The organism is Micromonospora parathelypteridis, assembly GCF_014201145.1.
GTDB classification, from domain to species: domain Bacteria; phylum Actinomycetota; class Actinomycetes; order Mycobacteriales; family Micromonosporaceae; genus Micromonospora; species Micromonospora parathelypteridis.
Genome location: NZ_JACHDP010000001.1, coordinates 3,407,179 through 3,430,216, shown reverse-complemented (window position 1 = coordinate 3,430,216; position 23,038 = coordinate 3,407,179). Strand labels below are relative to the sequence as shown.

The window sequence follows — 23,038 nt, the reverse complement described above, 5'->3', positions numbered from 1 at the left end:
CCGGCATGAGCCGAGCCACGTACCTGAGGTGGCACCGGGCGGTCCTCGCCGCCCGGCGCCGCCTCGCGGGGTGCGACCGGGAGCGGGGTGCCAACCCGGTGGAGTTGGCCGTGATGATGCCGCTGATCCTGGTGCTGCTCTTCGCCTCGGTCCAGATCGCGGCTGTCTTCCTCGCGCGTTCGACCGCGTTGAACGCGGCGCAGAGCGGCGTCAACGCTCAGCGGCCGTACCAGGCGCGGAACGGTGCCGGGGTGGACAGCGCGACCCGGTTCCTGACTGCTGCCGGGGGCTGGCTGGTGGGCTGGCAGACAACCCCCCCGAGCTGCGCGACCGACGCCACCGATGTCACCTGTACGGTGCGCGGCCGGTCCCTGTCGGTGATTCCGGGCGTGACCTTCGCGGTGCAGCAGACCGCCCATGGGACGGTGGAAAGGTTGACCCCGCCATGACGCGCACCACCGAGCGGGGCTCGGTCTCCATCGAGGTGGCGGTGCTCGCGCCCGCGTTCATCGCGCTGATGGTGCTGGCCGGCGTGGTGGGGCGCACCGCGGTGGCGGCGGAGGCGGTCGAAACCGCCGCCCACGACGCCGCCCGCGCCGCCTCGATCTCCCGGAACTCGGGTACGGCCCGACAAGAGGCACTGGAGGCCGCCCAGAAACAGTTGGACTGGCACGGACTGGCCTGCACCAACGACCTCGAACCGGGTTTGACCGGCACGGTGGCCGGCGTGGACACCACCTTCGACTCGGCGTTCAGCAGCAAGGTCGGCGAGGACGCCACGGTGACGGTGACAATCACCTGTCTGGTCTCTTTCCGCGACATCGCACTCGACATCCTGCCCGGGATGCAGAGCGAGAGGCAGATCACGGCGGAATTCACCTCGCCACTGGACCGCTACCGGGGGCGGCAATGATCACCACCTCCCCGACTGCCCGGAGCTTCTACGCGCGCGATCACGGCCGGGTGAGCATCTTCCTGGCGATAACCATGATCGGCGTACTGGCCATCGTGGGCCTCACCTTCGACGGCGCCGGGCAGCTACGCACCCTGCAACGTGCCGAGAACCTGGCCGCCGAGGCTGCCCGCGCCGGTGGTCAGGCCATTGACCGGGCCACCGCGATCGAGGGCAGGCCGACGCGGATCAACGAGGCCGAGGCCCGCGTGGCGGTCGACAACTACCTGGACGCCGCCGCTGGCACCGCCGGCCACACCGTGAGCTTCCCCGCGGTCGCCGGGGAAACCCTGATCCGGGTCACCGTCACGATCACCTACCAGCGCTCGATGCTCGGGCCGTTCGTCCGAGCCAGGACGGTCACCCTCACCGGCGAGGCGACTGCGCGGGCCATCACCGCAGCAGCACCGTAGGAAGGAAGGCAGCCATGCCCGTATCTGGTGGGTCCGTCGTACGACGGACCGGACGGGTCCTCACCGGCATCGGCGCGCTGGCCGTGCTGTGCGCGCTGCTGGTTGGCGCGCCGATCGCACTGCTGGCCTTCGCCGGCAATCCGCTGCCTGACCACCTGCCCACGATCAGCGAGGTGGGCACCACGCTGACCAGCCGGGACGACGGGCAGCTCTTCCTGCGGGCACTGGCCGTGGCCGGCTGGTTCGGCTGGGCCACGTTCGCGTTCTCCGTCCTCGTCGAGTTGGGGGCACAGAGCCTGCGCCGGCCGGCGCCGAAGCTGCCCGGGATGAGCCGCCAGCAGAAGGCCGCCGCCGCGCTGGTCGGCTCGGTCGCGCTGATCCTCGTCGCCAGCCCGGCCGCCGCCAGCGCCGCTGCGGTCTACGGCGTCCCGGCGTACGCGAGTCCGAGCGCACCGGCCGTCGCCACCCTGGCCGCGCCGACCCGCGTGAGCACGACACCCGACACGGCGGCCCCGCTGGCCCGTAGCGAGCTACTCGGCTTGGCCGGGACGGAGTTCGCCGCGCCCAGTGGCTCAGCAGCAGCCAACGACGAGGCCGCCCCGGTGTACCGGGTGGCGCGGGGTGACTACCTCGGCGAGGTGGCCGAGCGTTACCTGGACGAGTTCGGCGACTACCGACAGCTCGCCGAGCTGAACCAGCTCGACGACCCGGACCGGATCCGCCCCGGGCAGCTGCTCCGGCTGCCCACGGAGGCCGCCGACCAGGGTGCCCGTCGACATGCCACCGGCCGGCTGGTCGACCGACCAGCGGCGCCCAAGCCGCCGCCGCCCCGGCCGGCGCCCGAACGGGCCGCACCGGAGCGGGTGGACCCGGCACCACCCAGCGGTACGGAGTCGGCAGGCCAACCACCAGCGATGACCGTCGGCGCAGCCCGAGCCGGCACCGAGGACCGGGTGAACCGACCGCTGGCGGTCTCCGCCGTACTCGCCGTGGCGAGCATTGTCGGCGCCCAGATCGGTGCGGTGCTGGGGCTACGTCGTCGCCCCGCAACCGCCGGGGCGGCCCCCCGGCTGGCCGCGCCCTCGGGCAAGCCCCGGGGCGGTGCGGCCCGGAGGACCGGCGGGAACACGAGCCGGGGTGCTGACGGCGCGGGCCGGACCAGCGGCGGCACTCGGCGGACCAGTGGTGGGATGGCGGGGAGCGGTGCCGCATGGGCTGCCAGCCGGGCGGCCGCCGCGATCGAAGCACCGGCAACGCAGGACAACGGCACGGCACCCAACGGCACGGGCACGGCACCGATCGGTAGCGGCCCCACGCCCGGCGGGGGCGGGATGGCACCTCCCGGCGGAATGGCACCTCCCGGCGGTGGGATGGCACCCGCCGGGGCCTCGGGCTGGGGTGACGACGACGGTTGGGCTGACGACAGTGCCGGAGGCGGGCTGCTCGACGGCGGGCACGGTCTGGATTCCGTACCGGACGGACCGCCGGTCGGCCGACACCGACGCAGCTGATCTCTGCCGCCCGGCTGGACGCCGAAGACACCCCGGGCGCGGGCCGTCAGGGCAGGCGGGTCTGGAGCACGCCGTTCTGGATCCGGGTGGGAAGGATCTGCTGGTCGTTGCCGGACGGCCCCTGCATGACCTCGCCGCCGTTCAGCCGGAACGCGCTGCCGTGCCACGGGCAGACCACGCACGCGTGGCCGTCGATCTCCTGCACCTCGCCCTCGCCGAGCGGCCCGCTCTGGTGCGGACAGCGCTCCAACATGACTGTGACCTCGTCGCCGTGGCGGTAGAGGATCACCGAGATGTCGTCGTCCACCTCGCGGGTGATCAGCGTGCGTTGCGGCAGCGTCGCCATGTCGGCCAGCGAGTGCCAGCCGTCGGTCATCCGATGCAGCTCGGAGACACTCTGGTTGACCTGCGCCCCCTGCTTGTACGCGAGGTGACCCCCGACGTACGCCCCGAGGCTCACGGCGGATAGCCCGAGAAAGCCGAGGGCACGGCCGACGCCGTGCCGGCCGGAGAGCCGAGCGGCCAACGAGCCGGCGTAGAGCCCAATGCCGATGGTGTTCGTTGCAGCGTGCACCAGGCCGACCCGACGCTGGTCCCGGGCGAGTGCCGCCCAGTCGTTCAGCCCGGCGACCGCCGCCGGCAGCGCGCTGGCGGTGCCCAGGCCGACAAGCATGGTGGCGGGTCGGCGTTGCCCGGGCATGAGGTCCAGCACCGCGGCGCTGATCCACGCGCCGACCGGCACCTGCACCATCGCCGGGTGCAGCGGATGCCCGAGGGTCACCCCGTGCAACAGGTCTCGCAACCGCCGCGGACGCAGCGTGCCCAGGACCACCCGCTGCAACCGGTCACCTGTCCGGTCCAGCCGGGATGCCTGCTCAACTTTCGTCAGAAGTGCTCGCACGAGGACCGACTTCCCGGCGAACGCCGTCGCAAACCGGTCGGCGGTGACAAACCTGTCGCAGGGCGGGCATGCTGGGTTGATGGGTGTACGGGTGGAGCGTGCCGGGCCGGTCACCACGGTTGTGCTGGACCGGCCGGCGGCTCGCAACGCCGTCGACGGGCCCACGGCCCGGGCGTTGGCGGACGCCTTCCGCGCCTTCGAAGCCGACCCGGACGCGGCGGTGGCCGTGCTCTGGGGCGCCGGTGGCACGTTCTGCGCCGGGGCCGACCTCAAGGCGATCGGCACGCCGAGCGGCAACCGGGTCGAGCCGGAGGGGGACGGCCCGATGGGTCCGACCCGGATGACGCTGAGCAAACCGGTGATCGCGGCGATCTCCGGCTACGCGGTGGCCGGCGGGCTCGAGTTGGCGCTCTGGTGCGACCTGCGGGTCGCCGAGTCCGACGCGACGCTCGGGGTGTTCTGCCGCCGCTGGGGAGTGCCGTTGATCGACGGTGGCACGGTCCGCCTCCCCCGGCTGATCGGTGAGAGCCGCGCCATGGATCTGATCCTCACCGGGCGTCCCGTGCCGGCGGATGAGGCGTACTCGATGGGGTTGGTCAATCGGTTGGTGCCGCCCGGCCAGGCACGGGCCGCGGCCGAGGAGTTGGCCGCGGCGATCGCCCGGCACCCGCAGACCTGCCTGCGCAACGATCGGGCGGCGGTGCTCGCCGGGGGCGGGCTGCCCGAGCCGGAGGCGCTGGCGACCGAGTTGGCGTACGGGATGAACTCGCTGGCCACGGACGCGCTCGCCGGCGCGGCCCGGTTCGCCGCCGGCGAGGGCCGGCACGGCACGATGCCGCCGGGAGGGGTGACCCTCCCGGCGGCATCCGGTGCTGGCTAGATCAGTTGCGGTTGATGGTGAAGGTCGACGTGGTGTTGCGGATGTCCACCGCGTTGTTGGTCAGTCGCAGGTTGTTGAAGGTGACCGAGCCGACCGCCGGGCCCTGACCAGGTTCCGGCATCTCGTTGGCCCAGACCGCGAAGCCCGACTTCGCGTCGAACGCGTCACCGCTCTTGCGGGCACCGCTGATCGAGATGTTGGTGAAGACCGTGTCGGTGATCGGGTTCTCCGGCCGCGACCCGGTGTACTTGGTCTGGAACATGATTCCCGAGTACGTCGGATCGACGATGTCCACGTCGGACACCCGGATGCCGCGGAACTCCTTCGAGGCGGAGAAGACCCAGATCGCGGGGAATGTCTGGGAGCCCCAGAAATGCCCACCCGCACGGATCAGCGAGATGTTCTGGAACTGGGTCGGTGGGCTGGATCCGAACCCGATGAACGGGTAGCCGAAGTCCAGCGAGCTGATGGTGAGGCCGGAGTACGTCAACATGTCCGCGATGTACAGGTTGCGGAAGATGTTGTTGTAACCGCCGTAGACCGCCAGTCCGGCCGCCCGCCAGGTCAGCGTGGCCGAGAGGTTCTCGAACACGTTGCCGTTGTTGGAGGTCGACGCACCCTGGTCGGTGGCCGAGAAGAGGGCGAACGCGTCATCGCCGTTCGACCGCCCCTCGGTGTTGGTGACCAGGTTGTTGGTGCTGCCGTTGGTGAGGTTCACACCGTCGGCGAAGGTGTTCCGGAAGCGGCTGTTGCGGATGGTCAACCCGCTGACGCTCACTCCCCAGTACGCGCAGACGGTGTGCTCGACCCAGACACTGTCCAGGGTCATGTTGTCGACGTCCTTCAGCTCACCCCAGACCTTGCCCGGCCCGTCGATGCGGTTGGTGTAGTTGCCGAAGAAGGCCAGGTGGGAGAAGGTCGACCCGCTGGCAGACGACTCCACCCGGAAGCCCGCGTCGGTGTTCTGCTGGCCGGTCGGCGTCTGGAAGCGGGTGTACCACATGCCCGCGCCGGTCACCGTGACCGGCTTGCCGTACACCTGGAACTTCTGCGCGGTCTCGTACGTGCCGGCCGGGAGGTAGACGCCGATCAGGTTTCCGGTGGTGTCCATCCGGACCGCGTCCAGGGCGTTCTGGACGTCCTGGTGGCTGAAGCCGGACGGCACCCGGTAGCGGGCCGGGTCCGGGTTCGCGCGCGGTGCGACCAACTCAAGGTTGATGAAGTCGATCGCGTACGTGGTGGTGTTGGCCGGGTCCTTCTGCAGCCGGATCCTGCTGCCGGCCGGGATGGTCGAGTTCAACATCACGTTGGCCTCGTCGTACAGGTGGCGAGGCGGGCCAGCGCTCGGCGAGTCACTCGGGCTGGCCTCCGCGCCGTAGAGCCAGATGTGCTTGGAGGTCAGGTTGATCGGCTTGTGCAGGGTGCCGTTGACGTAGATGTTCAACGTCGAGTCGATGCCTCCGCCGCCCGCCGAGTCGGGGATGGAGAAGCGGGTGACCAGGGTGTTGGTCGCCGCCCGGGTGGTCCACTCGACGTACGAGCCGGTGCTGTTCAGGGTGACCGCCCGACGTCCGGAGGCCTCACCACCGAGGTTTCCGATTTCCCGGTTGGGCCCGACCTGACCGGCGCCGCCGCCGGTCGTGCCGTCCTCGGCCTCGTACATGTCGTAGCCGAGGTTGGCGCCGCGCCCCACGAAGAGCGGGCGATCACTGGTGTTGTTGGTCTGCTTGACCGGCAGCTCGTTGCCGTCGACGGCGAGCACCACCCGGACGGTGTACTTGCCGTTCGCGGCGGTCCAGGTGCCCAGGTTGATCGGGCCGACCGTAGCGCCGGCGTTGATCACACCGGAGTACGACCCGGTCAGCGTGCGTACGACGGTGCCGGACTCGTTGAGCACGGTCAGGGTGATGCCGTGCGAGCCGGACGCGGACGCCTGGTTGCCGGCGTTGCGGATCGACACCGAGAAGGTGACCGTGCTGCCGGGCGGCGGGTTACCCGGTGACCAGTCGACCGCGGAGGCGACCAGGTCCGAGCTGGCGACCGCGCCGACCACCAGCGGGCTGGGGTTGGTGTAGCTGTTGTTGGTGTCGTCCTGCTCGACGACGGTGTTCGACTCGTCGACCTTCGCGCTGAGCGGGTAGCTGCCCGAGTCACGGGTGCCGATGCTGGCGCTGACCGTGGTCGACGCGCCGGCCGCGAGGCCACCGACCGACGCGGTGCCGACCCGGGTGGAGCCCAGGTAGAAGTTGACGTTCGTCGCGCCGGAGGCCGCCGAGCCGGCGTTGCGTACGGTCGCGGAGAGCGTGATGGTGCTGGTCTCCACGGGTGCGGACGGGCTGAACGACATGCCGGTGACGGTCAGGTCCGGGTTCGGCGCCGGAGTGCCGAAGACCTGGAACTCGGCCACCTGCCCGGCCGGTGCGCCGGTGTTCGAGGCGATCGAGAGCCGTACGTCGGCGGCCGCAGCGGAGACCGGGATGGTCACCGTGTTGCCGCTGCCCGGGTTGAAGGAGTAGTTCGCCGCCCCGACCAACGTGGTGAAGGTCGACGAGCCCTGGTCCCGGCCGAGCACGGTGATGTTCTGCGTACGCGCACCCCAGGCCGAGTCCGGGTTCAACTTCACCACGATCTGGCTGAGGCTGGCGTTCGCGCCGAGCTGCACGGTCAGCGTGCTCGGGTTGCCGTTGCCCTCCCAGTAGGTGGCCACGTTGTTGTCGTTGGCGTTGGTGGCCACGAACGTGTGCACGAACCCGGAGGCGCTGATCGGCTTGCCGATCGCCAGGTTGGTGCCGGTCGGCGGGTTGCCGGTGCCGGTCCGGGTCACGGTGTTGCTGTTCGCCGACTGGTTACCGGCCGCGTCCTTGGCTCGGACGTAGTACGACACCGTGGCGCTGTCGGGCTGGCTGTCGGTGTACGTGAGCGTCGAACCGTTGACACTGCCGCGCAGCGCGCCGTTGGCGTAGACGTCGTACCCGGTCACCCCGACGTTGTCGGTGGACGCCGACCAGGTGAGCCGGACCTGCCCGCTGGCCGGCTGGGTGTAGGCCAGGTTGCCCGGGACGCTGGGGGCCTGGGTGTCCGGGCTGCCGGTGGCGCCGTAGACCTCGACCTCGGAGAACTGCGCGGCCGGCCAGCCGGTGTTGCCGGTGACCTGCACCCGGACGTAGCGGGTGCTGGCGGCGGTGAAGCTGACGGTGACGGTGTTGCCGCTGCTGGGATTGAAGGTGTAGCCGGCGGACGCCTTCAGGGTGCTGAAGGACGAGCCATTGGTGGAGCCGAGCACCGACAGCGTCTGGGTGCGGGTCTGCCAGTCCGACGAGGGCGGCAGTTTGAGCACCACCCGGTCGACGCTGACCGTGGCGCCCAGGTCGGCCTGGATCCACTGCGGGAACGCGTTGTTGGCGCTCTCCCAGTAGGTCGACGCGTTGCCGTCGTTGGCGTTGCCCGCCACGTAGTTCTGGTTGTAGCTGCTGGCGGTCATGGTGGCGGAGAGCCCGGCGAGCATGGCCACGCGGGCAGCGGCCGCGGACGCGTCGACCGCCGGCGCGGCGCTGGCCGCAGGCGTGACGACCGGGGCGGTGGCGAGGAGCATTCCGGCGAGCGCACCGGCGAGGAGCCGCCGGCCACGCGTGCGGGTGGTTCGGGGGACGGGGTTGGGCGCGCCGCTCGGCGGCGTGCCTCGTCTGGTGCCGTTGCTGGCCATGGGGTCGCTACACCTCTTTCGGGGGTGGGTGTGGGTGCGTTGCCCGGCGACGGGTGCAGGGGTACGCCCGTCGTTCCGCGACAGGTGGGGGACGGTGCGGGTTGGGGACGGGGGTCGGACGGCCGGGGCTGCGTTGCGCCGGACCGCCCGGACCGGGTGCCCCCGCCCTGGGCGGGCGGGGGCACCCGACCTAGCTGGAATACACCTCGAACTCGCTGAGCTGACCCGCTGGCCAGCCGGTGTTGCCGGTGATGGTCAGCCGCAGGTACCGCTGGCTGGTCGCCGTGAAGGTCACGGTGACCGTGTTGCCGCTGCCCGGATTGAAGGTGTAGCCGGCGGACGTTTTCAGGGTCGCGAACGTCGATCCGTTGGTGGACCCGAGCACCGAGAGCGTCTGCGTGCGCGTCTGCCAGGCCGATGACGGTGGGAGCTTCAGCACGACCCGGGACACCGTCCGGTTGGCACCCAGGTCCACCGTCAGTGACTGCGGGAACGCGTTGTTGGCGCTCTCCCAGTACGTGTTCGGGTTGCCGTCCACCGCGTTGGGGGCGGCGTACACGTCGGAGTGGCTGGTCTCGGTGATGGACCGCCCGGCCGCCAGGTTGCCGCTGGGCGGAGGCGTGGTCGGCGGGGGCGTGGTTGGCGGCGGGGTGGTCGGGGGTGGTGTGGTGGGCGGTGGCGTGCTGGACGTGCCGCCGTACACCTCGACCTCGGAGAGTTGCGCGGCCGGCCAGCCGGTGTTGCCGGTGACGGTGACCCGGATGTAGCGACGGTCACCGGAGGGCAGCCCGATCGACACGGTGTTACCCGTGCCGGGGGCGAAGACCCGACCGGCCGACGACGCCAGGGTGGCGTAGGACGAGCCGTCGGTGGAGCCGAGCACCGACAGCGTCTGGGTGCGTTGCTCCCAACCGCTGGGCAGCTTGAGCACCACCCGGTCGACCGACCGGGACGCGCCCAGGTCGATGGTGACCGACTGGGGGAAGGCGTTGTTGGCGCTCTCCCAGTAGCTGGCCGCGTTGCCGTCCACCACGTTGGCCGCCGTGTAGCTCTGGTTGGTGCTGGTCGCGGTCGTCGGTCGGCCCAGCGCCAGGTTCCCGCCGGTCGGGGGCGGCGTGGTGGGGGGCGGCGTGGTGGGAGGCGGGGTGGTGGGGGCCGGGCTGGTCGGGGGCGGGGTGGTGGGTCCACCGCCCCACTGCGGGTTCGGCCACGGCCCGCAGTACGGGGTCGGGGTGTACCAGCCGGAGTTGCCGGAGCCCTGGGTGATCTGGAAACCGCTGCCGACGCAGTTGTGGATCGGGTTGCTCTGCGCGATGTTGGTGGCCCGGACGTTGGTGAAGGACACCTGGCTGTTCGCCTGCACCTGGAGCGCGTACGTGCCGGCGCCGTCGATCCGCACGTTGTTGAGGTTGATCCCGTTGGTCTGGCCCTCGATCCAGTGCAGGGCCGCGTACGAGCTGTCCAGGATGTCGGTGTCGGTGATGTTGATGGTGGGGTTCTGGAACGCCTCGTTGAGTGCGGAGAACCAGATCGCGCCGACGCCGAAGTTCCAGTTGTAGTCCGAGTTGCCGTTACGGATCAGCGTGTTCCGGGCGATCGTCCAGGTGCCCTGGACCCCGGTGGCACCCTGCACACCCGGGTAGCGGTTGGCGACGTGGATGCCGCCGCCGTTGGTCAGCGAGTCGGCGGTCACGTTATCGGTGATCTTGATGTCCCGGCCGCCGTAGCTGACCAGGTGGTTCGCCAGCAGGGTCACGCCGATGGTGTTGAAGGTGAAGGAGTTGTTGACGTTCGGCACGCTCTGCGCCCACATCGCCAACGCGTCGTCGCCGGTGTTGCGGACGAACGTGTTCGTCACCGTCGAGTTGGTCACGCCGGTGTGGAAGTTCACCCCGTCCGCGGTCTGGTCCAGGATTCGGCTGTTGCGGATGGTGAAGTTGTCCATCGGGCCGTCCATCCACGCCCCGACCTTGGTGTTCTCCAGCCACAGGTTGTCGACCACCGAGTTGGTCATCGCCCCGCCCAGGGCGTTGACCTGGTCGTCGTCGATCCGTTCGCGGATGTCGCCGATGATGGCGAAGTCTCGCAGTGTGACGTTGCGGCTCGGCCCGTTCGCCTCGTGCGAGCGGACCGGGCCGGTGTAGCCGCCACCGGGGACGTACTTGCCGTAGATGCCGACGGACCTGTTCCGCTCGGTGGGGTGCCGGCCGCCGAGCACCGAATACCAGGGGCCGGCGCCGCGCAGGGTCACCCCGTCGACCACCACGTGGTCCCAGAGGGTGAAGGTGCCCGTCGGGATCCAGACCGCCCTGCCCTGGGCCTTACCGGCGTCGACCGCCGCCTGGAACTTCGCGGTCGAGTCGGTCGCGCCGCTCGGGTCGGCGCCGAAATCGGTGACCACGTCGAGCACGCCGCTGGGCTTGCTGATCGCGGGGGCGACCAGCTCGAAGTCGGCCAGGTCGATGGTGAACGAGGGCGACTGGGCGGTCGAGGAGACCTGGAACCGGATCTTCGTGCCGGCGGGCTGGGTGCCGCCGAACATCGCCCGGGTCTCGTCGTAGAAGTGGTGCGGGTTGGTGTCGCCCGGGTTGTTGTTGAACGGGTAACCGCCGTAGTACCAGCCGTACTTCGACGTCACCGGGACCGACTTCAGCAGGGTCCCGTTGGCCCGCAGGTCGATGGCGGCGTCCCGGCCGGTGCCTGCCGAGTTGTCCGGCAGGCTGTACCGGAAGGTGACCGCGTTGGCCGGAGCACTGAGAGTGAACTCGACGTACTCGCCGACCGCGTCGAGGGTGACCGCCTCCCGGCCGGACGCCTCGGACGGCAGCGTGCCGTAACGCCGGTCCGGGCCGATCTTCGTGCCGTTGTGGGCGACCTCCTCCGCCTCCTGTTCGACGAACGGGACGGTGGCGCCCCGGCCGGCGATGTCGAACGGGGACAGCCCGGCCGCCGAGGCCGGGGTCGCGGTGCCGGTGACCGCGAGGGCGGTCAACGATGTGGCGGCGAGCAGGGTGGCGGCGATGGCGGCCAACCCTGCCCGGGCCGGGTGTCGGAGATGGTGCGGGGTGCCGGTGGTGTGGTTGGCCATGAGCTGCGCTCTCCCTTTCGTCAGGCAGGCCAGATCCCCCCGTGTCGGTGCGGCGTGACGCGTTCCCCCCTTGCTCCTCCTTTCCTGGGTGGCGTGGTGCCGGCGGCCGGGACGGGCCGCCGGCACCACGGGCGATCAGAGTCAGGTCAGCGCGGCTCCGTCCGCTGATTCGGCGGTACGCAGCCAGACCGCGGTGTCCGACGGCAGCAACCCGTCGTCAAGCGGCCCACTGGCCAGCACCAACTCCCCCTGGGCTGGCATCGGAACCGGGACGTCGGAGAGGTTGACCAGGCAGCTGAAGCCACCGCCGCGGCTGAACGCGAGCACCCCTTCCGGGGCCGGCAGCCAGGTCAGCTCGCCGTCACCGAGCGCCGGCTCGGCCCGTCGGGCCTGGATCGCCGCCCGGTACAGCTCCAGCATCGAGGCCGAGTCGCCGGTCTGCGCACGGGCGGTCCGGCCCTTCCAGTCGGCAGGCTGGGGCAGCCAGGGCGCGGCGGCACCGGCGGGGCTGAACTCGAACGGCGGCTCGTCACCCGCCCAGGGCAGCGGTACGCGGCAGCCGTCCCGCCCGGGGTCGATCCGACCGGAACGTTCCCACATCGGGTCCTGACGCAGCGCGTACGGAATGTCCTCGACCTCGTAGAGGCCCAACTCCTCGCCCTGGTAGACGTAGGCGGCGCCGGGCAGCGACAGCGACAGCAGCGCGGCGGCCCGGGCCCGGCGGGTGCCCAACTCCAGGTCGGTGGGGGTCCCCTCGCGCTTGGCGGCGAAGCTGAACCTGGTGTCCGCCCGCCCGTAGCGGGTGACGTGCCGGGTGACGTCATGGTTCGAGAGCACCCAGGTGGCCGGCGCGTTGACCGGCGCGTGCGCGCTCAGGGTGCCGTCGATGCTCTCGCGCAGCGCCGAGGCGTCCCACGCGCAGCCGAGGAAGTCGAAGTTGAACGCCGCGTGCAGCTCGTCCGGGCGCAGGTAGTTGGCGAACCGCTGCCGGTCCGGCAGCCACACCTCACCGATCAGCGCGCGGTCGGCGTACTCGTCGGCGACCCGGCGCCAGCCCCGGTAGATGTCGTGCACCCCGTCGAGGTCGTGGAACGGGTGCGGCTGGTCGGGCTGGACCTCGGGCAGTGTGCCGTCCTTGACCAGCAGCCCGGCCGAGTCAATCCGGATGCCGTCCACCCCCCGGTCGAACCAGAACCGCAGGATGTCCTCGAATTCCTCCCGTACCCGGGGGTGGTCCCAGTTGAAGTCCGGCTGCTGCGGGGCGAACAGGTGCAGGTACCAGTCGCCGGGGGTGCCGTCCGGGTTGGTGGTGCGGGTCCAGGTCTCGCCACCGAACTCACCGATCCAGTCGGTGGGCCGCTGGTCGCCGTTCGGGCCCCGGCCGGGCCGGAACCAGAACAGGTCCCGTTCCGGCGCGTCGGGCCCGCCGGCGAGCGCCGCCTGGAACCAGGGGTGCGCGTCCGAGCAGTGGTTGGGCACCACGTCGACGATGGTCCGGATGCCCAGCGCGTGCGCCTCCGCGATCAGCGCCTCCGCCTCGACGAGGCTGCCGAAGACCGGGTCGATGTCGCGGTAGTCGGACACGTCGTAGCCGGCGTCGGCCATCGGGGAGGGGTACCAGGGGCTGAACCAGATCGCGTCGATGCCGAGCGCGGACAGGTGATTCAGCCGCGACCGGATGCCGGCGATGTCGCCGATGCCGTCGCCGTTGCCATCCGCGAAGCTCCGGGGATACACCTGGTAGATCACCGCTCCACGCCACCACGGACTTTTGTCAGCTGTGGACACGAGCACCTGCTTTCTGCGTCAGTACGTCGGCGGGTTCGCCGGACCTGGTTATGTGTCGGGCGAACGGTCGTTGTTCGCCGCGGGAGGTTACGCTGCCGGCTATCCCTTGACGCTTCCTGCGGTCAGACCGGACATGATGTTCCGCTGGAAGATCAGGAAGATGATGACGGTCGGGATCGCGGCGATGACCGACGCGGCGATGACGACGTTCATGGGCGTACCACCGGCGAAGGCGTAGATGCCGACGCTGACCGTCCGGGTCTCTGGCGACGGCATGACCAACTTCGGCCAGAGGAAGTCCTTCCAGACCGCCGTCACGGCGAAGATCGAGACGACGCCGAGGATGGGACGCGACAGCGGCAGGATGATCGACCAGAGCGTGCGCAGCGGCGTCGCCCCGTCCATGAGGGCCGCCGCCATCAACTCCTCGGGAATCGAGTCGAAGAACCGTTTCAACAGGAAGATGTTGAACGCGTTCGCGACCAACGGCAACCAGATGGCAAACGGGGAATCGAGCAGGTTGATGTGCACGATCGGCAGGTCGATCACCGTCACGTACTGCGGGACGATGAGGACCATCGCCGGGATCATCAGCGTTCCCAGCATCAGGGCGAGGATCACGTTGCCGAACATCGGTCGAAGCTTGGACAGGGAGTACGCCGCAGCGGTGTCGAAGACGAGTTGGAACAGCACCGCGCCAACCGCGTAGTAGAAGGTGTTGAACAGCAGCTTGGCGAGGGCCAGGTTGTTCCAGGCGTCGATGTAGTTCTGCGGCTGGGGATCCTTCGGGAACAGCGTGGGTGGGGTCTGCGCGATCTCCTGGCCGGACTTGAGCGCGCCGGTGACCATCCAGTAGAGCGGCCCGAGGAAGACGAGTGTGAAGCCCGCGACGACGACGGCGAGCAGCGTCCAGTAGATGACCCTGCCACGCCCCCGACTGAGCTGGGCATGAGAGATGAGGGTCCGGGTTCCGGAGTCCTGTGCCATTCCTCGCCGTCCTAGTCCTGTTTCGCAGTCAGCCGCACGTACACGGCGGAGAAGCCGGCCAGCACCACGAGCATGATCACGCCCAGCGCGGCGGCGCCGTTGAGGTCGTTCTGGAAGAACCCGTGCTGGTAGATGAGGTACGCCACCGAGGTCGCGGAGTCCTCCGCGCCCGCACCGTTGGCGAGGATCAATGGCTCGATGAAGAGCTGCATCGTGGCGACGATCTGCAGCATCGCCAGGAGCGCGAGGATCAGCCGGGTCTGCGGGATCGTCACGTGGCGGATGCGCCGCCAGATCCCGGCGCCGTCGAGCTCGGCGGCCTCGTAGAGCTCGCCAGGAATGTTCTGCAACGACGCCAGGTAGATCAGTACGGCGCCACCCATGTTCATCCAGGTCGACGCGATCACCATCGCCGGCATCGTCATCTCGGGCGACTGCATCCACTGCGAGGTGGGCAGGTGCAGCGCCTTCAGGATCGCGTTGAAGAGCCCAGCCTCGCTGGGGTCGTACGCGTAGAACTTGAAGAGGAACAGCGCGGACGCCGGGGGCAGCATCACCGGTAGGTAGACCAGGATGCGCAGGTAACCCTTGGCGTGCCGGAACTCGTTGAGCAGGATCGCCACGAAGAACGGCACCGCGTACCCGAGGACGAGGGCGAGCACCGTGAAGTAGAACGTGTTCTGCCAGGCAGGCCAGAAGCTGGGGTCGGCGATGATGCGGGAGTAGTTGTCCCAGCCCACCCAGGTGGTCTCGCCGCGCCTGGTGCGCTGGAAGCTCATCACGATGCCGCGGACCATCGGGTACCAGGAGAAGACGACGAAGCAGAGCACCGCGCCGATCAGGAACGCGTGACCGGTGAGGTTGTCCCGTACCTTGCGGCCGAGGCTGGTTCGCTGCGGCCTCGCCGAGTACGGCGACGGCGGGCGGCCCGGTTTCCTGGGGGTCTCCGGGACGGTGGTGATCGCCAAGGCAACTCCTGGGTGAGTCGGTGACGTCGACGACGCGGTGCGGATGGTGTGGGGGCCGGGTCGGCGTCCCGGCCCCCACACGATCGGTCAGCTCTCGGCGGCGAGGAGTTGGTTGACCTTCTCCTCGGCGGTCTTGAGCAGCGCGTCGATGTTCGAGTTCGGGTTGGTCAGCACACCGGACATCGCGGCGTCGAGCACCGCGTAGACCGCCTGCGCGTTGCGCGGCTCACCCTTGATCGTGACCGGGGTCGCCTCGAAGAGCGCGAAGTTCGCGGTGTCGACGTTGGCGTTCGCCTTACGCAGCTCGAGCTCCTGCTTCTGCGCCTCACTGCCGTTGGCGAAGAGCAGCGGCTGGGGCAGACCAACCGGGTAGTTCTGCGGCTTGGCCCGGACGTAGTCGAACTGTCCCTTGCCCGGCGTCAACTTCTGGTACGCGATCCACTTGAGACCGGCCTTGACCTGCTCCGGAGTGAGGTCCTTCTTGAAGAAGTAACCCTCGCCACCGCCGAGCGTTCCCTTGGCCGCGCCGTCCTGGCCGGGCAGCGGGCTCATCGCCCAGTCCTGGAACTTGCCCTGGAACTGGCTGACGATCGCCTGGGTGGCGTCCGGTGCACCGATGAACATGCCGACCTTGCCCGCGCCGGCGTTCGTCAGCAGGTCGCCCCACTGCAGCAGCTGGCGTGCGCCCATGCTGTTGTCGCCGTACCGCATGTCCTTGATGTTCTGCAGGACCTGCTTACCCATGGCGTTGTTGAAGTCGGCCTTCTTGCCGTCCGCCGTGAGCACCTGGCCGCCCTGCGAGTAGAGCAGGGAGGTGAAGTGCCAACCGCCGGTGTTTCCGGCGCTGTACTCCGAGTAGCCGGCGATGCCGTTGCCGAGCGCGGAGATCTTCTTGGCGGCGGCCCGGACGTCGGCCCAGGTCTTGGGCGGGTTGTTCGCGTCGAGCCCCGCCTGCTGGAACAGGACCTTGTTGTAGACCAGGCCCATCGAGTAGTTCTTCACCGGAACGGCGTAGAGCTTGCCGCCGTCGGTGAAGACCCCCTTGAGCGCCGGGTCGACGCTGTCCCAGGTCGGGATCGTGTCCTTGTTGGTGTACTGGCTGATGTCCATCGCCTGACCGGAGTCGAGCACCTGCTGGAGGTCGGTCATGTACCCGTAGAACACGTCGGTGACGGTGCCGCCGGCGAGGCGAGCGGTGAAGTCCGGCGGGTTGTTGCACTGCTCGCCGACGCTGACGCTCTTGATGATGATGTCCGGGTTCTGCTTCTGGAACTCGGCGACGTCGTCGTTCCAGTTCTTCAACAGCTCTTTCTGAGCACCGACCGGCTGGCAGTCAACCGTGATGGTGACCTTGCCGCCGGCGGTCGAGTCCTTGTCGTCGCTCTTCGTGGAGCATGCCGTGAGGCTGAGCCCCAGGCCGGCCACGAGCGCAACCGCCGCAGCCTTTCGGTATTGCGGTACGGACATCTGTCCATCCCTTCGGGAACGGGTGTCTCCAATGACCTTCGCTGATCTGCGGTGATGCGACCTGACGCCCAGTAGCTGCGTCGGAGCCAGGTGTGAGTGGAGTCACTGTAGCGAGGCCGACTCATTTCGGCAAGGTATCGACCCTGTTCCGAAAGGACACGACGTGATTACGACAGATGTTGGCAAGGCCCTGAAAGTAGCCCGAGATGTTTGCTTTTGCTCACTTATGGAGGGTCATTCGGCCCGGTCGATCTCGCCCGTGGCGAGCAACGACGAAAACGGCCGCCGACCGCGAGTAGCGGTCGACGGCCGAAGCGTCGTGCGGTGCGGGCCCTAGCGGCCAGGGGCAGGCGCGGTCGAGCCGCGCACCACCAACTCCGGCTCGAAGAGCAACTCGTCCTGCAGGACGCCGGCACCCTCGATCTGGGTGACCAGCAGATCCACGGCGGCCTGCCCCATCGTCTCGATCGGCTGCCGCACCGTGGTCAACGGCGGATCGGTGCACGTCATGAAGGCGGAGTCGTCGTAGCCCACCACCGACACGTCGGCCGGCACCGAACGCCCCAGCCGTCGGACCGCGCGGATCGTGCCCAGCGCCAGCACGTCGCTGGCGCAGATGATGCCGGTCACGTCCCGCTCGACCAACTTCGTGGCGGCGACCCGCGCCCCCTCCATCGAGAAGCTGGAACGCTCGACGCACTCGGCGTCGCCCTCGTCCCAGCCGGCGACCCGGATCATCGCGTCCAGCTTGCGTCGGGACGGCACATGCCCCTCCGGGCCGAGCACCATCCCGATCCGCTCGTGCCCGAGCGAGCGCAGGTGCCCGTACGCCTGCTCCACCGCCACCGCGTCGTCCGTGGAGACCCGGGGGAAACCCAGCTCGTCCACGCCCGCGTTGACCAGCACGACCGGAAGCCCCCGGTCGGTCAGCCGACGGTAGTGATCGTGTCGCGCGTCGGCCAGCGCGTACGAGCCACCAGCGAAGATCACCCCGGAGACCTGGTGGTCGAGGAGCATCTCGACATAGTCCATTTCGGACACGCCACCGATGGTCCGGGCACAGAGGGCCGGGGTGTAGCCACGCTGAGCGAGAGTCCCGGTGACCACCTCGGCCAGCGCCGGGAAGATCGGGTTCTGCAACTCGGGCAACACCAGCCCGACGAGCCGGGCGCGTTCGCCGCGCAGCTTGGTCGGCCGCTCGTAACCGAGCACGTCCAGCGCGGTCAGCACGGCGGTCCGGGTCGCCTCGGAGACACCGTCGCGGCCGTTGAGCACCCGGCTGACGGTGGCCTCGCTGACGCCCGCCTTCTTGGCAACTTCAGTCAACCGCTTGGTCACGGTCGCAATCGTACGTCACCTCAATGAAAGAAATGAACAGCAAAGTGCGCAGCATTTGCGCGCTCGCTGCCGCATCTTGCCTGACGCCGCCGTCAGGACAGGTCGTGCAACGCCGCCTCGATGGCTCGGTGGAAGGTCGGGTACGCGTAGATCATGTGGCGGAGCTGGCTCAGCGGCACCGCCGCGTGCACCGCCACCACCAGCGCGGAGAGCACCTCGCCGCCAGCCGGGCCGACCGAGGTCGCACCGATCAGCACGCCCTGGTCGGCGTCCGCGACGACCTTGATGAAACCGTCGTCGCCGACCTGGTGGATCCAGCCCCGGGTCGAGCTGCCGAGCTTGGTGAAACCGACCTGCACGTTGATGCCACGCTCTCGGGCCTGCCGCTCGGTGAGCCCGACCGCACCAACCTCGGGATCGGTGAACGTCACCCGGGGCAGCGCGCGGTAGTCGGCTCGCGGCACGGTGCCGGCCGACCCGCTCGACCCGCTGGAGGCCAGCGAGCTGGACGCGCCCATCGCGCCGCCGACCACGCTGGAGGTCCCGCTGGCGTCCGCCCCCGCCTCCGCCTGCCGGGCGCGGGCCAGCACGTCGGCGATCACGATCCCCGCCTGGTACATGGCGATGTGGGTGAAGGCACCCTCGCCGGTCAGGTCACCGACCGCCCAGACCTGGTCGGTGACGTGCAACCGGTCGTCGACCGGCAGGAAGCGCTGCCCGGCGTCCACGCCGATCGTGTCCAACCCCAGCTCTTCGAGGTGCGCCTTGCGCCCGGTCACCACGAGCAGCTGGTCGGCGGTGAACTCCATCCCGCCGCCACCGTGCAGGGTGAACCGGGTCCCGTCGTGCTCGACCCGCTCGGCGCGTACCCCGGTGTGGATCTCCACGCCGTCGGCGCGCAGCGCCGCGGCGGCGACGTCGGACGCCTCCGGCTCCTCGACGGCCAGCACCCGGTCGAGCGCCTCCACCACGGTGACCCGCACTCCGAAGCGGGCGAAGACCTGGGCAAGCTCCAGGCCGATCGCGCCGCCGCCGAGCACCAGCAGCGACTCCGGCAGTTGCTCGACCTCGATCGCCTGGTGGTTGGTCCAGTACGGCGTGTCGGCCAGACCGTCGATCGGCGGCACCGAAGGACGGGAGCCGGTGCCCAGCACGACCCCGTGCCGAGCCTGGAACACCTGGTCACCGACCCGGACCCGGCCCGGACCGTCGAACCGGCCGCTACCTCGGACGAGCCGGCCGCCCTTACCGGTGAACCGCTCCGCCGCGACCGTGTCGTCCCAGGTGTCGGTGGCCTCCTCGCGGATCCGCTTCGCCACCGGCGCCCAGTCCGGCTGGACCTGCGCCGTCCCGGCCAGCCCATCGACCCGGCGGGCCTCGGCGAGCGCGTTCGCGGCCCTGATCATCATCTTGCTCGGGATGCAGCCCCAGTACGGGCACTCCCCACCGACCAGGTCCCGTTCGATGCCGACGACGCTCAGGCCGGCCTCGGCGAGCCGCTCGGCCACCTCCTCGCCGCCGACGCCGAGCCCCACCACGACCACATCCACCAGCTCCAACTCCGCCACTGGGACAGCATCCCCCAGCGACAACACCGCAACCACCGGGGTGGGAGGAAAAGTCGGCACGCTCTCCGGTCCCGGCCGCCTACCGTGGCGGGATGCACGCACGCTTCGCGCCGGTCCGGGACTGCTTCCACGACCTGTTCACCGCCGGTCGGGAGACCGGCGCCAGCCTGACCATCTGGTACGACGGGCAGCCGGTCGTCGACCTGGTCGAAGGCTCCCGGACCGGTGCCGGGCACGACGGCGAGCCGTGGCGCCCGGACACGCTGGTGAACGTCTACTCGGCCGGCAAGCCGGTGGCCGCGCTCTGCCTGCTGATGCTCGTCGACCAGGGAAAGGTCGATCTCGACGCTCCGGTCGCGCGGTACTGGCCGGAGTTTCGCACCCCCGCCACCCTGCGCCAGGTCTTGTCGCACACCGCCGGGCTGCCAGCCTTCCCGGTGCCCCGGCCGGCCGCCGCGATCGCCGACTGGGCGCTGCTCGCCGACGACCTGGCCGCCGCCGACCCGGAGTGGCCGCCGGGATCGGTCGCCGGGGAGCACGCCTGGACGTACGGGCACCTGGTGGGCGAGGTGGTCCGCCGGGTCGACGGGCGGTCGGTCGGCCGTTTCCTGGCCGAGGAGATCGCCGGCCGGTGGCAGCTCGACCTCGGCTTCGGGCTGGCCGAGGCGGACCAGCGGCGCTGTGCGGACCAGCGGTACGGCGACCCGCAGTGGCCGAGTCGGAAGCTCGGCGAGCCGGGATCACTGCGAGCGCGCGCGATGGGCAATCCGGCCGGAGGACTGGACGTCGCCGTGCTGAACAGCCCGCTCTGGCGGGGTGCCGAGATGCCCGCGGTCAACCTGCACGCCACCTCGGCCGGCCTGGCGCGGCTCTACGCCGGTCTGCTGGCCGGCGGCATCCTGGACGGCGTCCGGCTGATCAGCCCGGAGTTGGTGGCCGAGGCGACCCGGGTCCAGTACGACGGGCCGGACCTGGTGCTGGACCGTCCGGCCCAGTGGACGCTGGGCATGCAGCGGGAGCCGGACGGCAGCTGGGGCATGGGTGGCATCGGCGGCAGCAGTGCGTGGGCCGACCCTGAGCGCGGCTACACCTTCGCGTACGCCACCGCCCACCTGGCCGAGCACGACCGCGTGGACGAGCTGGTCGACGCGCTGCACTCCGTGCTCTGACCAGCCGCAGCGCGCGTCAGCGCAGCCAGACCGGGTCGGTGCCGGGAACGGTGAGCGGCGGTGGGTAGTCCAGCGTGCGACGGACCTGGTCGGGCAGCTTCCACGGTTGGTGGATGGCGTTGCCCTGCACCCCCGCCAGCTCGGGCACCCACCGGCGCACGTAGTCGCCGGCCGGGTCGTACCGTTCGGCCTGCCGGACGGGGTTGAACCCCCGGTACGGCTTGGTGTCGTTGCCGGTGCCGGCGACCCACTGCCAGTTGCCGGAGTTGTTCGCCACGTCCCCGTCCAGCAGCCAGCGGAAGAACACCGCCACCCCGGCTCGCCAGTCCTGCCCGAGGTGCTTGGTCAGGTAGCCGGACGTGATCAACCGGGCCCGGTTGTGCATCCAGCCCTGCGTCCGCATCTGCCGCATCCCGGCGTCGACTATCGGCATCCCGGTCCGCCCCTCGGTCCAGGCCGCCAGCGCGTCGTCATCGTAGCGCCACTGCTCGGTGGCACCCCGTCGGTACGCCGAGGTCGAGATCTCCGGGAAGGCGGCGGTGACCTGGTAGTAGAAGTCCCGCCAGCCGAGCTGACGGACGAACGGCCCGGACCGGTCCCCGGCGCGGTTGGCCACCGCCAGCGGGGACACGCAACCGAAGCGCAGGTACGGGCTGAGCCGGGAGGTGTCGTCGCCGGCCATGTCGTCGTGCTGATCGCCGTACCGGTTCAGGTCGGGCAGCCAGTCGGTGAGCCGCTGCCGGGCGACCCGCTCGCCACCGACCGCCGCGTCCGGCGAGTCCCCGGCCGGCGGTGCCGGCAGGCTGCCCACGCGCACGCCGTCGGGCAGCGCCACCCGGCGCGGGGCGGCCAACTCCTCGCGCCACTTCTTGGCCGCCCAGGCCCGGTGGTAGGGGCTGAACACCCGGTAGTGGTCGCCGCCGCCACCGGGCCGTAGCGCGCCCGGCTCCACCACGGTCAGCCCGGGAAACAGTCGCAGGTGCAGCCGGTGCTGCTCGCACCCGGCACGTAGTCGCCGCTCCCGACGGCGGGCGTGGTGGCTGACGTCGGCGGAGAGCGCGACCGCGCTGGCACCGACCTCGCCGGCCAGCCGGATCGTCTCGGCCACCGGGTCACCGTGTCGCACCACCAGGTCGCCACCGCACTCGCGCAGTTGGGCGCGCAGGTCGGCGAGGGCCTGGTGCAGGAACCGGGTGCGGTTGGCCGACAGGCCGGCCAACTCCGGGTCGAGCACGTACAGCGGCACCACCCGGTCGAAGGCCGCACAGGTGGTGGCCAGCGCCGGGTGGTCGTGCACCCGCAGGTCGCGGGTGAGGAGCACGATCGCGGTGCTCGCGGTCACCGGGCCGCCGGGTGGATCGTCGGCCCCGGGATCGTGACCGGTGTACCGGTCGAGGTGAGCAGAGACCGTGCGGCCACCGCCATCCGTCGCCGCTGCGGCACCACTGCCCGCCGGACGAAGACGTCGTAGTTCTGCGCGGCCACCTCGTCGAGGATGCCGCCGTAGAGGGCGTACGCGGTACGCATGCAGGCCTGCGAGGCCGGCGCCAGCATGGTGATGCCCGGCGCCGCGGCGGCGTAGTGCGCCTGGGCACGGGTCACCTCGTACTCGATCAGCTCGCGGGTCCGGGACGTGCCGCGGCCCCGGGCGCGGGCCTTGGCCAGCTCGTCGTGGGTGACCCCGAACTTCGCCAGGTCCTCGTCGGGCAGGTAGGTGCGGCCCCGGTCGAGGTCCTCCGCGACGTCCCGGATGAAGTTGGTGAGTTGGAAGGCGAAGCCGAGCTGCCGCGCCGGTTCCCGAGCCTCGGCCGGGTCGGAGCTGCCCAGGATCGGCAGCATCATGGTGCCGATGACCGCCGCCGAGCCCTCCATGTAGTCGAGCAGGTGGTCGTAGGTCGGGTACGTGGTGACGGTCAGGTCCATCGCCATGCTCTTCAGAAACGACGCAAAATCGTCCCGGTCGAGATCGAAGACCGCGATCGTGTGCAGCACGGCCGGCAGCAGCGGGTCGTCGACCGGCGCACCGTGCAGGCCGGCCATGAACCGGCCGGCCCAGTCGTCGAGGCGGGCGGCCCGCTCGGCCGGCGGCAGGTCCTCGGTGCGGTCGACGATCTCGTCCGCGAACCGGGTGAACCCGTAGAGGGCGTGGACATGTCGTCGTTTCCAAGCGGGGAGCAGTCGGGTGGCGAGATAGTAGGTGCGGCCGTGGCGTTTGTGCAGGTCACGGCACCGGTCATAGGCAGCGGTGAGATCAGTGTCCACCGGCCCTCCTCATTTATCGACGCACCAATCGACGCAACTCGTA

General features: G+C 70.2%; 16 protein-coding genes and 1 pseudogene. 6 read left to right on the top strand and 11 right to left on the bottom strand.

Going from position 1 to position 23,038, the window contains the following annotated elements; all coding sequences use genetic code 11:
• Positions 1-5: 5 nt before the first annotated feature.
• From HNR20_RS15405 to HNR20_RS15390, 4 genes and pseudogenes are all read left to right on the top strand, one after another.
• Positions 6-449 carry a TadE/TadG family type IV pilus assembly protein gene (locus tag HNR20_RS15405; protein ID WP_184180484.1) on the top strand — a complete coding sequence of 148 codons (444 nt, stop codon included), beginning with the start codon at positions 6-8 and terminating at the stop codon, positions 447-449.
• Positions 446-913, top strand: coding sequence for a TadE/TadG family type IV pilus assembly protein (locus tag HNR20_RS15400; protein ID WP_184180482.1), 468 nt, complete (start codon positions 446-448; stop codon positions 911-913). The genes HNR20_RS15405 and HNR20_RS15400 overlap by 4 nt, the downstream gene beginning before the upstream one ends.
• Positions 910-1,365: a pilus assembly protein TadG-related protein gene (locus HNR20_RS15395; protein ID WP_184180480.1), complete on the top strand. Its 456-nt coding sequence runs from the start codon at positions 910-912 to the stop codon at positions 1,363-1,365. The genes HNR20_RS15400 and HNR20_RS15395 overlap by 4 nt, the downstream gene beginning before the upstream one ends.
• A gap of 14 nt (positions 1,366-1,379) precedes the next feature.
• A pseudogene (locus tag HNR20_RS15390) lies at positions 1,380-2,456 on the top strand (LysM peptidoglycan-binding domain-containing protein); the annotation flags it as partial.
• A gap of 466 nt (positions 2,457-2,922) precedes the next feature.
• Here HNR20_RS15390 and HNR20_RS15385 read toward each other — a convergent pair.
• On the bottom strand, positions 2,923-3,777 hold the full coding sequence (locus HNR20_RS15385) for a Rieske (2Fe-2S) protein (protein ID WP_184180476.1): 855 nt from the start codon (positions 3,775-3,777) through the stop codon (positions 2,923-2,925).
• A 79-nt stretch (positions 3,778-3,856) separates the two neighbouring features.
• On the opposite strand from HNR20_RS15385, the gene HNR20_RS15380 reads away from it, so the two are divergent.
• Complete coding sequence (locus HNR20_RS15380; protein ID WP_184180474.1) at positions 3,857-4,657, top strand: crotonase/enoyl-CoA hydratase family protein; 801 nt, start codon at positions 3,857-3,859, stop codon at positions 4,655-4,657.
• A 1-nt stretch (position 4,658) separates the two neighbouring features.
• Here the strand turns inward: HNR20_RS15380 and HNR20_RS15375 are convergent, their stop codons facing one another.
• The 8 genes from HNR20_RS15375 to HNR20_RS15340 all read right to left on the bottom strand — a co-directional run bounded on the left by HNR20_RS15375 (position 4,659) and on the right by HNR20_RS15340 (position 19,564).
• Positions 4,659-8,360: a discoidin domain-containing protein gene (locus tag HNR20_RS15375; protein ID WP_184180472.1), complete on the bottom strand. Its 3,702-nt coding sequence runs from the start codon at positions 8,358-8,360 to the stop codon at positions 4,659-4,661.
• Positions 8,361-8,550: 190 nt separating this feature from the next.
• On the bottom strand, positions 8,551-11,448 hold the full coding sequence (locus HNR20_RS15370; protein ID WP_184180470.1) for a galactose-binding domain-containing protein: 2,898 nt from the start codon (positions 11,446-11,448) through the stop codon (positions 8,551-8,553).
• Positions 11,449-11,589: 141 nt separating this feature from the next.
• Complete coding sequence (locus HNR20_RS15365; RefSeq protein ID WP_229687022.1) at positions 11,590-13,197, bottom strand: glycoside hydrolase family 13 protein; 1,608 nt, start codon at positions 13,195-13,197, stop codon at positions 11,590-11,592.
• Positions 13,198-13,335: 138 nt separating this feature from the next.
• Positions 13,336-14,223: a carbohydrate ABC transporter permease gene (locus HNR20_RS15360; RefSeq protein ID WP_184180466.1), complete on the bottom strand. Its 888-nt coding sequence runs from the start codon at positions 14,221-14,223 to the stop codon at positions 13,336-13,338.
• An 11-nt stretch (positions 14,224-14,234) separates the two neighbouring features.
• Positions 14,235-15,191, bottom strand: a complete 957-nt coding sequence (locus HNR20_RS15355) for a carbohydrate ABC transporter permease (RefSeq protein WP_184180464.1) — start codon at positions 15,189-15,191, stop codon at positions 14,235-14,237.
• Positions 15,192-15,278: 87 nt separating this feature from the next.
• Positions 15,279-16,658, bottom strand: coding sequence for an ABC transporter substrate-binding protein (locus HNR20_RS15350; RefSeq protein WP_184180462.1), 1,380 nt, complete (start codon positions 16,656-16,658; stop codon positions 15,279-15,281).
• Positions 16,659-16,991: 333 nt separating this feature from the next.
• Positions 16,992-17,996, bottom strand: a complete 1,005-nt coding sequence (locus HNR20_RS15345; RefSeq protein ID WP_184180460.1) for a LacI family DNA-binding transcriptional regulator — start codon at positions 17,994-17,996, stop codon at positions 16,992-16,994.
• Positions 17,997-18,088: 92 nt separating this feature from the next.
• Complete coding sequence (locus tag HNR20_RS15340; RefSeq protein ID WP_184180458.1) at positions 18,089-19,564, bottom strand: dihydrolipoyl dehydrogenase family protein; 1,476 nt, start codon at positions 19,562-19,564, stop codon at positions 18,089-18,091.
• 92 nt (positions 19,565-19,656) lie between these two features.
• Between HNR20_RS15340 and HNR20_RS15335 the strand changes: the two genes are divergently transcribed.
• A complete protein-coding gene (locus HNR20_RS15335; protein WP_184180456.1) occupies positions 19,657-20,733 on the top strand; it encodes a serine hydrolase domain-containing protein in 1,077 nt (358 codons plus the stop codon).
• Positions 20,734-20,749: 16 nt separating this feature from the next.
• On the opposite strand, the gene HNR20_RS15330 is transcribed toward HNR20_RS15335, so the two are convergent.
• On the bottom strand, positions 20,750-22,075 hold the full coding sequence (locus tag HNR20_RS15330) for a cryptochrome/photolyase family protein (RefSeq protein ID WP_184180454.1): 1,326 nt from the start codon (positions 22,073-22,075) through the stop codon (positions 20,750-20,752).
• Positions 22,072-22,995 carry a phytoene/squalene synthase family protein gene (locus HNR20_RS15325; RefSeq protein ID WP_184180452.1) on the bottom strand — a complete coding sequence of 308 codons (924 nt, stop codon included), beginning with the start codon at positions 22,993-22,995 and terminating at the stop codon, positions 22,072-22,074. Before HNR20_RS15325 ends, HNR20_RS15330 begins: the two co-directional genes overlap by 4 nt.
• Between the last annotated feature and the right edge of the window lie 43 nt (positions 22,996-23,038).

Excerpts from the sequence above, each read along its gene's own strand:
- HNR20_RS15405 (WP_184180484.1), top strand. The coding sequence starts at position 6 with ATGAGCCGAGCCACGTACCTGAGGTGGCACCGGGCGGTCCTCGCCGCC.
- HNR20_RS15400 (WP_184180482.1), top strand. The coding sequence starts at position 446 with ATGACGCGCACCACCGAGCGGGGCTCGGTCTCCATCGAGGTGGCGGTG.
- HNR20_RS15395 (WP_184180480.1), top strand. The coding sequence starts at position 910 with ATGATCACCACCTCCCCGACTGCCCGGAGCTTCTACGCGCGCGATCAC.
- HNR20_RS15380 (WP_184180474.1), top strand. The coding sequence starts at position 3,857 with ATGGGTGTACGGGTGGAGCGTGCCGGGCCGGTCACCACGGTTGTGCTG.
- HNR20_RS15375 (WP_184180472.1), bottom strand. The coding sequence starts at position 8,360 with ATGGCCAGCAACGGCACCAGACGAGGCACGCCGCCGAGCGGCGCGCCC.
- HNR20_RS15370 (WP_184180470.1), bottom strand. The coding sequence starts at position 11,448 with ATGGCCAACCACACCACCGGCACCCCGCACCATCTCCGACACCCGGCC.
- HNR20_RS15360 (WP_184180466.1), bottom strand. The coding sequence starts at position 14,223 with ATGGCACAGGACTCCGGAACCCGGACCCTCATCTCTCATGCCCAGCTC.
- HNR20_RS15350 (WP_184180462.1), bottom strand. The coding sequence starts at position 16,658 with ATGTCCGTACCGCAATACCGAAAGGCTGCGGCGGTTGCGCTCGTGGCC.
- HNR20_RS15335 (WP_184180456.1), top strand. The coding sequence starts at position 19,657 with ATGCACGCACGCTTCGCGCCGGTCCGGGACTGCTTCCACGACCTGTTC.